Here is a 13,550-nt window from a genome sequence, read left to right as displayed (position 1 = left end):
TCTCGAGCGGGCGCGCCGTCTCACGGCGGATCGGCCAGCGCGTCGGATCGGCTGCGCCAACTCGACGGCGAAACCGTCGCCGTCAGTCCGTGCGCGGAATCGACCGCGCACCCAGTGCGAAGGCGAGGAGGGCCACGACAGCCAGGATCACGAGGTTCGCGATGACGGGATCGACCCCCGCAATTTCGGCCTGCTGCGCCCCGGAGAACGTCGCGGCCCGGACGCCGCGGGCGAAATAGGTGAGCGGCGAGAGGTTCACCAGCGGGCCGAACCAGCCGGGGAGTTGCTCGAGCGAGATGAACGTCTCGGAGAGAAAGAGAAGCGGGAGTCCGATCGCGTTGCTCGCCGCGACCGCACCGTCCTGCGAATCGGTGTAGCTGCCGAGCATCGCGCCGACGCCGCAAAAGCAGACGACGCCTACCAGCACGTACGGTATCAGCAGCGCCGAGACGGTGATTTCCGCCCCCGTCAGAACGACCACGAGGCCGAGGATGAGCAGGCTCGCGAGCCCGATGATGACGGCGTTGACGGCGGTCTGAGCGAGCAACCACTCGGCGCGGGACAGTGGCGTCGTCGCGAGCTTCTCGAATCGGCTGCCTTCTCGGTGGCGCGCGACTTCGCTGCCCATCCGAGACAGCGGAGTGAAGAGAACGACCACCGCGAGATAACCCGGCACGTAGAAGGCCGGTGGCTCGGTGAATAGCCCCTCTCCAGTCGGGTCCGTTCGAACGAGCGCGCCGAAGATGACGATCAGGATCACCGGGAAGAAAAAGGTGAAAAACACCGCGGTCCGGCGGCGGACGAACGACCGCCACCCCGCACTGGTCTCCGCACGCACGCGTCCCATTCGGCTCACGCGGTCTCACCCGCCTGCGTGAGCCTTCCCTCACCGGCTCCGCCGTCCCCGGCCTCGAGCCGCTCGGTTCGCTGGCGTTCCGCCGCGTCGGCCAGTGTGAGATACACGTCCTCGAGATCGGGCTCGGACCACGAGAGCTCCGTGTATTCGAGGGCGTGGGCCTCGAGGTAGTCGACGACGGCCCCAATTTCGGCGGGTTCGATGTCGCGTACGACGACCGCGCTCTCCGGGCTCCGACCCCGGCCGCCGTCCGGACGCTCGACCGGATGTCCGAGATCGGCGAACGCTTCGAGGGAGGCCGCCGTTTCGATCGCCAGTCTGCTCGAGCCGCCGTGGTCACGGACGAGTTCCTCGGGCGAGCCCTGCGCGACGAGGCGTCCGTCGGCGAGCAGGCCGACGCGGTCGGCCAGTCGCTGCGCTTCCGCCATATCGTGGGTCGTCAGGACGACGGTCGTCCCGCCGTCGGCGAGTTCCTCGATCAGTCGCCAGACCGTGCGCCGGCCGGCGGGGTCGATGCCGGTCGTCGGCTCGTCGAGGAAGAGCAGATCGGGGTCGTTGACCAGCGCTGACCCGACGCAGACACGGCGCTGTTGGCCCCCGGAGAGGTCCTCGTACCAGGTCTCGCCGGCGTCGACGAGACCGACGTCAGCGAGCACGTCGTCGGAATCGCGAGCGTCGTCGTAGAGTCCCGCGTAATAGGCCAGCAGTTCGCGGGCGCTGAGCCTCCCCGGCGGCGAAAACTCCTGCGGGAGAACGCCGATCCGGTCGCGATCGACGGCCGTCGGGGGGTCGCCGAGGATCTGCACGGTACCGCCGTCCGGATCGGTCGTTCCCGTCAGTGCACGCACGAGCGTCGTCTTGCCGGCTCCGTTCGGGCCGATCAGCGCGAAGACCTCACCACGCTCGACCGAGAGCGAGGCCCCCGCCAGCGCGACCGTCTCACCGTACGTCTTCTCGAGGTCCGTCGCGTCGACTGCGGCTGCCATACAGGTAATTTCCGGGGAATGCGGGTAAGGAGTTCGATTTCGAGAGTTGCGACGCCGTTTTACCCGTCACCCGCCCGCGAAAGCGGGCACCAGTCGGCCCGAGAGCCGATCAGGGCTGCTCGAGGTCGTCGAGGGCGGAGCGGTCGATTCCCGTAATCTCGAAGCGCGCACCGCCGTCGTCGGCGTCGGTCACCGCGATCGACCAGCCGTGGGCCCTGATACTGTCCCGCACGATCGCGAGGCCGAACCCGGTTCCGTCGTTTGCCGTCGTGTCTCCCTCGTCCAGGACGGACACCTTTTCGTCGTCCGGAATGCCGGTGCCGTCGTTTTCGACGTAGAATCCGGGTTCGCAGGCGGTGGTTTCGGTCCTGCTCCGGTCCACCTCGAGCCGACCGACGCGAACGGTCACGCTCGCGGATTCGGTATCACCAGCCGCGGCGTCGTTCACGTGTCCGACGGAGTCGTCGCCGGTCCGATCGCCGAGACTCGAACGTCGTAACACAGTTCGACGCCGTCGGTTCGAATCCACGCTTCGTCCCGTAACTCGCCGATCGGTTCCGCCCCGGCGAGGACCGGTTCGAGGTCACCGGCCTGGAGCACCATCTCGGACCGGATAATATCCGTCACGTGTTTGCCGACCGGCCGCTCCCTTCCGAGCATCTTCTTTGCGGTCGTATTGATGTCCACGACGCGATCGTTTCGATCCACGACGACGATTCCGTTGTCGACCGCTTCGACGATGAAGTCCCTCGCCAGCGCAACGACGCTGCTGTGACGTCACGATCGACAGGAATCGATCGACGGGGATCCGTCTGGCGAACCTGACGCTCGACGTCGCCAGAATGAGCGGAACACCGAGGGCCAGGTACGCGAACGGGACCAGCATGAAGTGAGGAAACGGACTGACCTTCGTGACGGAGAAAATCGTAACGATGGCCGTCCCGACGGCGACGACGAATATGACGAACGTGATCCGCCGATAGACGTTTCGCGAGTGCAGCAACTTCCGAAAGAGGAGCCCGCAGTAGACGGTCACGATCGCGTGCGATCCCGCGAAGTATACGGAGGCTAGCGGCCCCCACGAGTAGCGGAGAATATCGAACCGGACGCGTTCGACGGCGGGATCGACGAACACGAGTCCGTGAACGTCGTTCGTCATCGCGGAAACGAACACCGTCGCGGGAAACAGGAAGAGCGCCACTACGCGAGGGCGGGTGAGCCACCCACCGCGACCGGTAAAGTGGAGCGTAAAACACAGCGTCGAGACAATCAACAAGGGGGCGTCGCAAGCGAGGCCTGAAACCAGAACAGCTTCAGGGTCATCGGGACGCTCGATACGGTCAGGAGAACCGTGAGCGACCACAAGGCGACCGTGGCCTGGACCACCATTCCCCAGGTCTCGAGCGGCCCCGATCGTTGCTGCCAGGCGAGGATCGCACCGGCGATACCGATACACGTCGCCAGGGCAAGCGGAACCGTATACGGCGTCAGTTGCCACATCATGAGGCCCAGTTGGCTTCTCCACTGTAGCTGACTCTCGAGTTGCTACAAAGACGGTGGCCATCGCAGCAGCACGCGTCGGGTTCGTTTCCGCCTCGAGACGCCTGTGAACCGCTTCGGGCCGTCCGTACGTCTGCCCTCGCAGGCTCAACCGTTACCCGCCGAATCGTGCTACCACAGCGAGAATGACGAAACTCGGATACACCCTCTCGAGCGAAGAGTTCGGTCCGACGGAACTCGTCGACATCGCCCGCCGCGCCGAGGACGAAGGCTTCGATTTCGTCTCCATCTCGGATCACTTCCACCCGTGGGTTTCCGCGCAAGGAGAGTCGCCGTTCGTCTGGTCAACGCTCGGTGGCATCGCGACGGTGACGGACGAGATAGAAGTCGGCGTCGGCGTCACCTGTCCGACGACGCGGATCCATCCGGTCAACGTGGCCCACGCCGTCGCCACGGTCGACGAGATGCTCGGCGACCGTTTCACCTTCGGCGTCGGCACGGGTGAGAACCTGAACGAACACGTGACGGGCGAGCGCTGGCCCGAACACGACGTCCGTCTCGAGAAACTCGAGGAGGCGCTGGACGTGATGCGGAAACTGTGGACTGGCGAGACGACGAGTCACCGCGGCGAGCACTACACGGTCGAGAACGCACAGCTGTTCACCGCACCCGACGAACAGCCGACGACGATCGCGAGCGCGTTCGGGACCCAGACCGCCCGGTGGACGGCCGAACACGCGGACGGCCTCTGGTGTTCCGGGCCGAGAGAAGAGCCGCTCGAGGCGTACGAAGAGGCCGGCGGCGACGGGCCGTCCTACACGCAATTGCACGGCTGCTACGCCGAAACCGAGGACGAAGCGATCGACACTGTCTACGAGCAGTGGCCGAACGGGTCGATCCCGGGCGAGCTGGGCCAGGAGCTGTCGACCCCGGCTCACTTCGAGCAAGCCGCCCGGATGGTCGACCGGGAAGACATCGCCGAGTCCGGGACGATCACCGATCCCGATCCACAGGCCCACATCGACAGCATCGAACGGGCGCTCGACGCCGGCTACGACCACGTCTACGTCCACCAGATCGGCCCCGATCAGGACGTGGCGCTCGAGTTCTACGCGGAAGAAGTCCTGCCTTCGTTCTGATTTCCGGCTTCTGACTACTCGGTCGCGAGCGCGACGAACCGATTGATCGCCTCGTCGCTCCCGGCGACGATCAGGGTGTCGTCCTCGAGGACGGTAAATTCCGGGCCGAGGTCCGTCAGTAGCTCGTCGCCGCGTTCGGCCGCGACCACCGTACACCCGGTCCGCGCCCGCAAGTCGACGTCACCGAGGCTCCGGCCGGCGATCTGCGGTGCGGTCGTCCGGACGAGTTCGAACTGCGTCTCCGGCGTCAAAATCTCCTCGTCTTCGATCAGGACGGACGCGAGCATCCGACCGGTCACCGTCGACAGCGAGAGGACGTACTCCGCCCCGGCCCGATAGAGTTTGGGTATGTTCCCCGGTTCGTTCGCTCGCGCGATAATCTCGACGTTGGGTGCCACCTGCTTCAGGACCAGCGTCGCGTAGATCGTCGTCGCATCGTCGTCCAACGTGAGAATGATCGACCGGGACTCGTCGACGCCGGCGGCCTCGAGATCGGCCTCGTCGGTGACGTCCCCGACGATATCGACGCCGGGCATCTCCGCGTAGTCGACGACGAAGGTTTCGACGCCGTCGTCCGCGAGGGTCTCCACTGCCGTTCGGCCGACGGCACCGTATCCGCCGACGACGACGCGATCACGACGGTGTTGCAAGGTCGACACGGTCCGGGCTTTCAGTTCCGAGAGGTCGTCGCGCCGGCCCGCAACGAGCAAAATCGTGTTGCCGTCGACCTGGTGGTCGGGGCCGGGAACGGGGACGAACTCGCCGTTGAACCACGCGCCGATGACGGTGAGCCCCATCCGATCTCGAATGCCCGACTCCGGTATCGTCTGGCCGACCAGGTCGCTTTGCTCCTGGACGAGCAGTTCGGTCACCGCGAGGTCCTCGCTGAACTCGATCGTGTCGCGGAGTTCGGCCGAGACGGTCGTCGTCGCCTTTCGGGCGAGGCTCTGGCCGAGCACCCGTCGCGGGCGAACGATGTCGTCGGCACCGGCGTAGCGGTGATAGCTCGCGACGTCCTCGTTTTCGGCGACGCTGACGATCCTGAGGTCGCTCGAGAGTTCTCGCGCGGTGAGGATCACCATCGCGTTCGTCTCGTCGTCGACGTCGGTGACGAGCGCGCGGGCCTCGGCGGCGTTCGCCGCGCGAAGCGTCCCTTCCTGGTCGAGTTGGCCGTAGATCGCGTCGGTGCCCTCCCGACTGAGACGGACGACGAGTTCGGGATCGTCGTCGACGAACACGTACGGCACGTTCGCCGCCTCGAGTTCCTCCGCGAGGACGTCCGACCGCGGCGTGTACGAGCAGATGACGACGTGGTCGGTGAGGTCGGTCGTCTCCGGCGGCCGATCCTCGAGGGCCTCCCGGAACAGCGGGACGACGATCAGCGGCAACGCGAGGAAAACGAGCAAGACGCCCGTGAGGTTCATCACGATCACCATCAGGTTCATCTGCGGACTGTCCCAATCGGCGGCGTCGCCGCCGAATCCGGCCGTCGTCAGCGCCTCGATTACGAACTGAAGCGCCTCGTAGTAGGTCGTACTAGCACCCTCGAAAATTGCCATTCCGGCCCGATAGACGACGGCGTAGACGAGGACGAGCACCAGGACGGCGACCAGCGAGAGGACGATTCGCCGCCACCAGTTGTTCATCACCAGTACGTGACTGCAGAGGGCTTAGTAACTTCGGGAAGCCCTCACGGCTCTCTGGGTGCCGGCTCCTCGTGACGGTCGTTCGATCCGATCCGTCCGGGGGGTACCAGTGCGATGGACTTTTATCGGCTGTGTACGTACACATACACAGATATGGGGACGAAAACGATCTCACTCGCCGACGACGCGTACGAACGACTCCGGGCCGAAAAGCGCGAGAACGAGAGCTTCAGTGACGTCGTTCGTCGGTTAACGGAGGGCACGACGCTCGAGGAGTACTACGGGACGTTGGGCGAAGACACGGCGGACGAACTGGAAGGGATCGTCTCGCGACGGCGGACCGAGCGGACGAACGAATCGCGGGACCGAGTCGAACGAATCGCGGACGCGCTCGAATGATTCTCGACACCTCGTTTCTCATCGACGTGCTCCGCGGAGAAGAGGCGGTGCAAGACGCGGTCAGGTCGATCGACGAGGGTGCCACGGCGCAGGTCAGTTCGGTCACCGTGATGGAACTGTGGGAGGGAATCCACCTCGCGGACTCGTCCGACCGTGAACGGGGTGTCGTGAAGAATCTGCTCGGTGACGTTCGGGAACTCCCGTTCGACAGAGCGTGCGCGATGACTGCTGGTGAAATCAACGCGACGCTGCGGCGAGACGGTGCCCCGATCGACGACGCCGACGTGATGATCGCCGCGACCGCACTCGAAAACGACGTCCCAGTCGTAACGAACAACGTCGATCACTTCGAACGAGTCGACGACCTCGAGATACGTACGTACTGACTGTCACGAAACGATCGCCGCTTCCCAACTCGTTTTTGATCCCCGCCGCCGAATCCGATTGCATGGAGTACACGACCCTCGGAAACACGGGAACGACGGTCTCGAAACTCTGCTTCGGCACCTGGCGTTTCGGAAAGGAGAGCGACGGGACCGTCGAAACGGACCGTGAAGAGGCACACGAACTGCTCGACGCGGCGTGGGACGCCGGGATCAACTTCATCGACACGGCGAACGTCTACGGCGATCCGGACGGCACGAGCGAGCGCTGGATCGGCGAGTGGCTCGCGGACCGCGACCACCATCGCGAGGACCTCGTCATCGCCTCGAAAGTCTACTTTCCGTTCGACGGCCGGGGCGAACCGGGGCCGAACGACTCCGGCCTCGGCCGGAAGCACATCCGAGCCCAGATCGAGGGCACCTTAGAGCGCCTCGGTACCGACTACCTCGACCTCTACTACATCCACCGCTGGGACGAGGACACGCCGATTCGGGAGACCCTCCGGACGCTCACGGAACTCGTCCGCGACGGGAAAGTTCACTACCTCGGCGCCTCGAGCATGGCCGCCTGGAAGCTCACGAAAGCGCTGTGGGAAAGCGACGTCGAGGGCCTGGAGCGCTTCGACGTCACCCAGCCGATGTTCAACGCGGCGGATACGGACGACGTCGCGGACTATCTCGAGGTCTGCGCCGACCAGGACGTCGCAGTCTGTCCGTACTCGCCGCTCGCCGGCGGGTTCCTCACCGGAAAGTACGAGCGTGCCGAGGACGGGACCGTCGTCGCACCCGACGGCTCCCGGGGCACCCTCTCCGATCTCTTCGAGGACCGATACACGAGCGAGACCGCCTGGGACGTCCTCGAGGCGGTGGAGTCGATCGCAGCGGAAGTCGACGCCACGCCCGCGCAGGTATCGTTGCGGTGGCTGATGGAGCGGGATCGATTTACCTGCGTGCCGATCGTCGGCGCGCGGACGCCCGATCAACTCGCGGAGAACGTCGGCGCGGTCGAGGTCGACCTCGGTGACGAGCAACTCGAGCGGATCGACGTCGCTCGTGGTGCGGACGGCGGCGGCTACCGCTGAGCCCGTCATTCGTACTGGAACGACGTTCCCAGCCGATCGGAATTGTCCAGTTGCTTATTGCTGTTTGGTCCGAAGCGAACGTGATGACACGAGATAGAGGGGTGTCCCGACGTCGGATGCTCGAGCTGACGGGTGCCACAGCGTCGGTCGCGTTCATCGCCGGCTGCAGTAGCGGCGGTAACGGCGGTAACGGTGGTAACGGCGGTAACGGCGGCGGAGACGGCGGCGTGGAGATCGATCCAGACACGGCGATCGAGTTCGACGGACAGACGTCCGGCTGGGTCGGCATCGCACCCGACTCGATCGCGGACACGGAGAACCCGACGCTCATCCTCCAGGAGGGCGAAACCTACGAGATCGGCTGGACGACCGGCGACACCGCCCGGCACAACATCGCGATCTACGACGAAAACGACGAGGTCGTCGACGACCTCGTGACCGAGAAGGTCACCGATCCCGGCGACGATCAGTGGCTCGAGTTCGAGGCCAAAAGCGAGATGGTCACGTACATTTGCGAGGTCCACCCGACGACGATGGTCGCCGACATTCAGGTCGAATAGCGAGCGGTGAGTACCTCGTTTCAAAGACGACGATAGTCGGTCCCGTTCCGCCGAACCGATACCGTGCGTACCCACCTTTTGCTGGGGGTACTGAGAACGACCTCGCTCGCGGATGCAGGGCTTCCCCGTCTCCAACGGGACCCGTTTCTCCCGTCCGACCCCCTCACTCTCGGCCGCCGGCCATCGGCTCGAGCCCGATGCGATACTCGGTCAGGTTCTCGTACCCGTCCGCGGTGACGACCACGAGGTCCTCGATGCGGACGCCGCCGACCGCGGGGTCGTAGATGCCGGGTTCGATCGAGATCACGTGACCGGCCTCGAGGTCGCCGCCGGTCGGCGAGACGCTCGGTTGCTCGTGGATGTCGAGGCCGACGCCGTGGCCGGTGCTGTGGATGAACCCCGTTTCCGCGTTCGGATCGCTCCGGAGCGTGGCGTAGCCCGCGTCTTCGATCACGTCGCAGGCGGCGTCGTGGACCTCGGCGCCCGTGACGCCGGCCCGGACGGTCTCGAGTGCGGCCTCGTAGGCCGAGCGCGTGACCTCGTAACGCCGCCGAGCCTCCTCGCCGGGGTCGCCGCGGGCGAACGTCCGGGTCATGTCCGCGAAGTAGCCCGTCTCCTTGTCCCGCGGGAAAATGTCGATCACGATCAACTCGTCTGCCTCGAGCGGTCCGCTGCCCCGGTCGTGTGGATCGGCACCGTCGGCGCCGCAGGCGACGATTGTTTCGTCGAGCCCGCAGCCGTGTCGCAACAGGGTGATCTCGATCTCCTCCGTGACGCGCTCGCTGGTGAGCGGTTCCCCGTCGTGAACGAGGACGCCGTCGTCGACGTCCGCGGTCGCGATCAGTTCCTCGGCTCGCGCCATCGCGGCTTCGTTGGCCCGCTGGGTCGCTCGAATCTGTTCGACTTCCGGGTCGGTTTTCTTTGCACGGATGTCCGTCACGATCCCGTCGGGTTCGACCGTCACCTCGAGGCCGCGCTCCCGGAGTCCGTCTGCGGTTCCCGTCGGGAAGGCCCGCGGGACGGCGATCGACGAGACGTCGTGATCCCGGCAAAACGCCGCCAGGGTGCGGATCGTCCCCTCGTACGTGCCGTGCTCGGCCACCAGTCGCTGGTACTCGTAGTCCGCACGTCGGGAGACCGAGTCGGCGTTCGCCTCCGATTTCGCGCGGCCGTACTCGAGACCCGAGACGAGCACGTGGACCCCCGAAGCGGTTACCAGCGTCTGATAGGGATCGGGAGCGCTGAAGCCGGAGACGTACCGCTGGTCCGCGTCCGACGCGTCGTCGTCGATCAGGTACCCGTCCTGTTCGGTTTCCGAGAGATACTCGCGAAGCGACGAGAGATCGACGTCCACGTTCATGCGAAGGTATCTATCGAGCGGCCACATAATCCCGCGGATCCTCTCGAGCGGTTTCGTCCCAGGAGACTGCGTCGTCGGGCATCGATTCGGACCAACACATTTATGAATTAAGTTAGAAGTCTCACACGTATGGATCGCCGGCAGCTACTAGCAACCGGGGCGGCAGTCGCGTTTTCCGGCTGTGGAACCACCACCGATATCGACGACGACACGAACGGCGAGCAGCCGACGAGCGACGGGCTCTTGGAGTCCGCGATCGAGACGCGCCGGCACATGCACGACCTGACGGCCCGTCGAACCATGCAGGTCGCCGCTCCCGACGGGTCGGTCGAGCGAGTCGAGCGTCTCGCGCGGGTCCCGCCGGCCAAACAGCGCATCGAGGTGGTCGAGTCGACCGATCCCGACACCCCCGCCGGTTCGGTCACCGTGACGAACCGCGCGACGACGTGGGAGTACAACCCGAAGACCGAGACGGTCGACAAACAGTACCACCCGAACAAGGTCGACACCGACGGGGTCCGACTGGTCCTCGAGGACCTCCGGTCGGATCACGAACTCAGGTACGACGGCCAGGAGACGATACACGGGCGCGACGCACACGTTATCGAGACGAGACCGCCGACGGAGGACGTCGGGCCGACGATCAATCTCGTCGTCGGCGAAACGACCTTCGTCGTCCCGTTACGAGTGACCGGCGATCCGGAGGCGGTGGACGTTTCCCGGACGATCTGGATCGACGACGAACACCGGTATCCGATCAAAGAGCGCAACGCGGTCGCAGAAGACGGCGAGACGCTTCACGAACTGCTCGTCACGTACGAGGATCTCTCGATCGATCAGGGAATTCGGTCGGGAACGTTCACGTACGAACCGCCAAAGGGTGCGACGGTCGTCACCGACGGCCGCGAGCCTGAGGGCGTCTTCGAGTCGCGGACCGCCGCCGAGGAAATCCTCCCCTACGACCTGCCCGACCCGGACGTGGCCGACGCGTACGTCCTCGATCGAGTCACGGTGATCGAACAGAAGCCGAAGTACGGCGGGACCGTCGCGACGCTCTGGTACAACGATCCGACCGTGATCGCGAAAGAACTCTACGTGGCCGTCCGACAACAACAGCGGTTCGATCCCGACGCGCTCGAGGAGATCGAATTCGACGGGCAGACGGCCTACCGTCGCGACGGTCGCATCCGGAGCATCTTCTGGACCTGCGACGACCTGAGCTACGAAGTCTCGAGCCTCGTCGACGACTCGCCGCTGCTCGAGATCGCGTCGTCGATCGGCTGTTCGTAACGCGTCGGTTCTACCCTGCTGGCCTCGTCGAAATCCACGATTGGTGACCGGTATCGAAATTCGTGCGACAATCACAGCGTGAACGCGACACGAGATCGTGATCAATCTACGAAAGTGGTGATCGTTCAGTACAGGTCTAGGAGGTAACGGAGCGACAATCTATCTATAAGATAGGTGTTATAAGCAGTGTGCTGAATACAGAGCACATATCTAGCGCCATTGCATTTGTAGCCTGTACAAAAACGATTGGTTCTGACTTAGATCTACATCGGCGGGTTATCACAGTGGGTCGGCAAAGCGTCTCAATACATCCGCTTTGCCGGAATCACGCCACGAACACCGCCAGTCGGATCCTCAATATCGCCCTCGTACCGTGGAATGATGTGCCAGTGAAGATGTGGAATCGTCTGCCCAGCAGTCGGGCCGTCGTTCAGACCGATATTCATGCCGTCGGGTTCGTAGTGGCGACGGACCTTCGTAATTGCCCGTTCAAGAAACTTGTAGAGGGCTTCTCCGTCGACTTCGTTGAGATACTGGACGTGAGTTTTGGGTACGACGAGCGCGTGCCCCTCCGTTACTGGATACTTATCAAGAAAGCAGAGGTATGTATCGGATTCAAGCAGAACTGTGGCGTCGCGGGTACCGTCAACTATATCGCAGAACACACAGTTATCAGTGCTGCTCATGATACCCAATACGAAGGAGGATGGAATAAAATCTCACACTGACCGGTTCAATTGGGGGTGTGCCAGATATTTATATGGTACGTGGGTAATCAAAGATAATAATGAGTCACTGGGATCCAGCGTTGCGCTCACTACAGGATTCGAAGAGTGGTCTCTATGGCCCAGAGTCTTTCATTGGCTATCTGCGAGATATTGGCCAAGACCCGAACCAGTACCGGACAGCAGACGAACTCTCGATAGACACCCGCGCACAGCTCTCGGATCGGTTAGACGAACAAGAGACAATGGTTCTACGTCTGGGGCGAGCGTCAAATGGTCCCGGGACACAGTTTAGTCTCGTCAACGTGTCCGGTCAGCTTGATGATTTTTTCATTGACGAAAGTGAATTTAATCCGGATGACCGGCAGGTTCTTGATTATTCTTCCGGAGGCGACGAAGCGCTTGCTCTCAGACAGAGTGCTCAAGATATGCTCGAAGTCTACCGATCACTTCCGACCTTCTCGGAGACCTCGTTCGTGAACTTCGCCTTGTCAACGGGAATCTTCTCGCGAGCGCTTGACCTTGACACTGAACAGATAGGAACCGCTCCGACGACGGTCGCGTCCACATTCGATTTTGAGTTCGAACCGCATCCCAACCGACCAACCATCGTTCATCACAACGGCGGTCAAGTTGAAATTGACGCTCTCATTGTGGCCCGTCGGGGAAGCGAGCGAATCCTACTGGTCGTTGAGGCAAAGTGTGGTGCGCCACGAGAACTGGCCAAACATAAGTTGGGTTACCCTGTACTCGCCGCGAGAACATCGCTGTCGCTCGCTGTTGATCGGGTTGTGCCTGTTTATCTCCGAGCACAGACCGTAAGTGACGCCATTCGATACAGTATTTATGAATGTTCGGAGCTTCCAGCGGGCGAAACGCGACCGTGCCTTGCCGGGTTACACGTCGTTGATGATCAGCACTATGAAGTTCGCATCGACCAGTCGGACTCTTACCAACAACGGCTCGCGTGATTCGCGGAAATTCTTATTCCCCGAACATTTTCTCTGCAATCGGGCATCGTCCAAATGCCCATTTATATGATGGATCGCTCCTCTCTATTCAGCACCGCTTTGCCAACGTCACCGATAGCTGATAGAAGTACCAGCATTCGATTGGCATATATTCATATATGATGGGTGTAAAACAAACGGGATCGTCGTGCTGAACTCATTCTCTGTATGCAGCAACCCGCCTCCTTCAGAGTCAGTGACTTTCTGTACGTCTCGTGTGAAAGAGCGAGGCCACGTTCCACATTGTGAACAATACACTTGACGAGGAGTTCGCGAAACTGCTTCCACGAGATATGTGACTGGATGAATATGCTGAATTCCTGCTTGATTGCAGCGTTCACTGTCTCGGTCGTGTTCCATCTGTCGTAGAGTTCGCTGTCAAGTGGCGCATTCCACGCGTTGTGGAGGGGAGAAACGGGCAGCGATTCTCCGCGCACGAAACAGCGACCCACTCATGCTTCGACGGAACCACTCGAGCGATGTGCCGGTTCGAACATCGGATTCGCGAACTATTATCGGACTGTGAATAGGAGTCGCCTTCGGCCCTTTCCGCTGTCGATTTGACCGGTTTCGGTTGCCGGTTTCCGGTGTAAATTTTCCGCAGATAACAGTAG

At 62.9% G+C, this 13,550-nt stretch carries 15 protein-coding genes and 1 pseudogene; 7 read left to right on the top strand and 9 right to left on the bottom strand.

The genetic code is table 11. The features are described from left to right. Nucleotides 1-82: 82 nt before the first annotated feature. From NJT13_RS19095 to NJT13_RS19075, 6 genes and pseudogenes are all read right to left on the bottom strand, one after another. Nucleotides 83-856, bottom strand: a complete 774-nt coding sequence (locus tag NJT13_RS19095; protein ID WP_254523398.1) for an ABC transporter permease — start codon at nucleotides 854-856, stop codon at nucleotides 83-85. After that, nucleotides 853-1,842 (bottom strand): ABC transporter ATP-binding protein, encoded by a 990-nt coding sequence (locus tag NJT13_RS19090; protein WP_254523397.1) that lies wholly within the window; start codon nucleotides 1,840-1,842, stop codon nucleotides 853-855. Before NJT13_RS19090 ends, NJT13_RS19095 begins: the two co-directional genes overlap by 4 nt. A gap of 109 nt (nucleotides 1,843-1,951) precedes the next feature. Then, nucleotides 1,952-2,290 (bottom strand): sensor histidine kinase, encoded by a 339-nt coding sequence (locus NJT13_RS19085; RefSeq protein WP_254523396.1) that lies wholly within the window; start codon nucleotides 2,288-2,290, stop codon nucleotides 1,952-1,954. Next, the gene (locus NJT13_RS19080) at nucleotides 2,287-2,583 is read right to left on the bottom strand and encodes a PAS domain-containing protein (RefSeq protein WP_256549432.1); all 297 of its coding nucleotides are present in this window, start codon (nucleotides 2,581-2,583) and stop codon (nucleotides 2,287-2,289) included. Before NJT13_RS19080 ends, NJT13_RS19085 begins: the two co-directional genes overlap by 4 nt. 121 nt (nucleotides 2,584-2,704) lie before the next feature. Next, a pseudogene (locus NJT13_RS23560) lies at nucleotides 2,705-3,205 on the bottom strand (histidine kinase N-terminal 7TM domain-containing protein); the annotation flags it as partial. Continuing rightward, nucleotides 3,112-3,345, bottom strand: a complete 234-nt coding sequence (locus NJT13_RS19075; protein ID WP_254523394.1) for a histidine kinase N-terminal 7TM domain-containing protein — start codon at nucleotides 3,343-3,345, stop codon at nucleotides 3,112-3,114. The gene NJT13_RS19075 and the pseudogene NJT13_RS23560, both read right to left, overlap by 94 nt. Before the next feature lie 182 nt (nucleotides 3,346-3,527). On the opposite strand from NJT13_RS19075, the gene NJT13_RS19070 reads away from it, so the two are divergent. Next, entirely contained in the window at nucleotides 3,528-4,481 is a 954-nt protein-coding gene (locus NJT13_RS19070; protein WP_254523393.1) for a TIGR03557 family F420-dependent LLM class oxidoreductase, read from the top strand. Between the two features lie 14 nt (nucleotides 4,482-4,495). Here the strand turns inward: NJT13_RS19070 and NJT13_RS19065 are convergent, their stop codons facing one another. Then, entirely contained in the window at nucleotides 4,496-6,127 is a 1,632-nt protein-coding gene (locus tag NJT13_RS19065; protein ID WP_254523392.1) for a potassium channel family protein, read from the bottom strand. A 153-nt stretch (nucleotides 6,128-6,280) separates the two neighbouring features. Between NJT13_RS19065 and NJT13_RS19060 the strand changes: the two genes are divergently transcribed. From NJT13_RS19060 to NJT13_RS19045, 4 genes are all read left to right on the top strand, one after another. Next, nucleotides 6,281-6,526 (top strand): antitoxin VapB family protein, encoded by a 246-nt coding sequence (locus tag NJT13_RS19060; RefSeq protein ID WP_254523391.1) that lies wholly within the window; start codon nucleotides 6,281-6,283, stop codon nucleotides 6,524-6,526. Continuing rightward, nucleotides 6,523-6,912, top strand: a complete 390-nt coding sequence (locus NJT13_RS19055; RefSeq protein WP_254523390.1) for a PIN domain-containing protein — start codon at nucleotides 6,523-6,525, stop codon at nucleotides 6,910-6,912. The genes NJT13_RS19060 and NJT13_RS19055 overlap by 4 nt, the downstream gene beginning before the upstream one ends. Nucleotides 6,913-6,974: 62 nt before the next feature. Continuing rightward, entirely contained in the window at nucleotides 6,975-7,991 is a 1,017-nt protein-coding gene (locus NJT13_RS19050; protein WP_254523389.1) for an aldo/keto reductase, read from the top strand. Nucleotides 7,992-8,074: 83 nt separating this feature from the next. Further along, complete coding sequence (locus NJT13_RS19045; protein WP_254523388.1) at nucleotides 8,075-8,551, top strand: cupredoxin domain-containing protein; 477 nt, start codon at nucleotides 8,075-8,077, stop codon at nucleotides 8,549-8,551. A 163-nt stretch (nucleotides 8,552-8,714) separates the two neighbouring features. Here NJT13_RS19045 and NJT13_RS19040 read toward each other — a convergent pair whose 3' ends face one another. Beyond that, a complete protein-coding gene (locus NJT13_RS19040; protein ID WP_254523387.1) occupies nucleotides 8,715-9,911 on the bottom strand; it encodes a M24 family metallopeptidase in 1,197 nt (398 codons plus the stop codon). Nucleotides 9,912-10,040: 129 nt separating this feature from the next. Between NJT13_RS19040 and NJT13_RS19035 the strand changes: the two genes are divergently transcribed. Next, nucleotides 10,041-11,201 carry a LolA family protein gene (locus tag NJT13_RS19035; protein ID WP_254523386.1) on the top strand — a complete coding sequence of 387 codons (1,161 nt, stop codon included), beginning with the start codon at nucleotides 10,041-10,043 and terminating at the stop codon, nucleotides 11,199-11,201. 302 nt (nucleotides 11,202-11,503) lie between these two features. Here the strand turns inward: NJT13_RS19035 and NJT13_RS19030 are convergent, their stop codons facing one another. Further along, nucleotides 11,504-11,887 (bottom strand): HIT family protein, encoded by a 384-nt coding sequence (locus NJT13_RS19030; RefSeq protein WP_254523385.1) that lies wholly within the window; start codon nucleotides 11,885-11,887, stop codon nucleotides 11,504-11,506. 101 nt (nucleotides 11,888-11,988) lie between these two features. On the opposite strand from NJT13_RS19030, the gene NJT13_RS19025 reads away from it, so the two are divergent. Next, nucleotides 11,989-12,897 (top strand): DUF6997 domain-containing protein, encoded by a 909-nt coding sequence (locus NJT13_RS19025; protein WP_254523384.1) that lies wholly within the window; start codon nucleotides 11,989-11,991, stop codon nucleotides 12,895-12,897. Nucleotides 12,898-13,550 lie beyond the last annotated feature (653 nt).

This window comes from Natrinema caseinilyticum, from assembly GCF_024227435.1.
GTDB classification, from domain to species: domain Archaea; phylum Halobacteriota; class Halobacteria; order Halobacteriales; family Natrialbaceae; genus Natrinema; species Natrinema caseinilyticum.
This window is presented reverse-complemented; position numbering and strand designations above follow the sequence as displayed.

What these genes read in the sequence shown, in the direction of transcription:
- NJT13_RS19060 (WP_254523391.1), top strand. Translation starts at nt 6,281, where the DNA reads ATGGGGACGAAAACGATCTCACTCGCCGACGACGCGTACGAACGACTC.
- NJT13_RS19065 (WP_254523392.1), bottom strand. Translation starts at nt 6,127, where the DNA reads ATGAACAACTGGTGGCGGCGAATCGTCCTCTCGCTGGTCGCCGTCCTG.
- NJT13_RS19035 (WP_254523386.1), top strand. Translation starts at nt 10,041, where the DNA reads ATGGATCGCCGGCAGCTACTAGCAACCGGGGCGGCAGTCGCGTTTTCC.
- NJT13_RS19045 (WP_254523388.1), top strand. Translation starts at nt 8,075, where the DNA reads ATGACACGAGATAGAGGGGTGTCCCGACGTCGGATGCTCGAGCTGACG.
- NJT13_RS19055 (WP_254523390.1), top strand. Translation starts at nt 6,523, where the DNA reads ATGATTCTCGACACCTCGTTTCTCATCGACGTGCTCCGCGGAGAAGAG.
- NJT13_RS19090 (WP_254523397.1), bottom strand. Translation starts at nt 1,842, where the DNA reads ATGGCAGCCGCAGTCGACGCGACGGACCTCGAGAAGACGTACGGTGAG.
- NJT13_RS19025 (WP_254523384.1), top strand. Translation starts at nt 11,989, where the DNA reads ATGAGTCACTGGGATCCAGCGTTGCGCTCACTACAGGATTCGAAGAGT.
- NJT13_RS19050 (WP_254523389.1), top strand. Translation starts at nt 6,975, where the DNA reads ATGGAGTACACGACCCTCGGAAACACGGGAACGACGGTCTCGAAACTC.
- NJT13_RS19040 (WP_254523387.1), bottom strand. Translation starts at nt 9,911, where the DNA reads ATGAACGTGGACGTCGATCTCTCGTCGCTTCGCGAGTATCTCTCGGAA.
- NJT13_RS19030 (WP_254523385.1), bottom strand. Translation starts at nt 11,887, where the DNA reads ATGAGCAGCACTGATAACTGTGTGTTCTGCGATATAGTTGACGGTACC.
- NJT13_RS19075 (WP_254523394.1), bottom strand. Translation starts at nt 3,345, where the DNA reads ATGATGTGGCAACTGACGCCGTATACGGTTCCGCTTGCCCTGGCGACG.
- NJT13_RS19070 (WP_254523393.1), top strand. Translation starts at nt 3,528, where the DNA reads ATGACGAAACTCGGATACACCCTCTCGAGCGAAGAGTTCGGTCCGACG.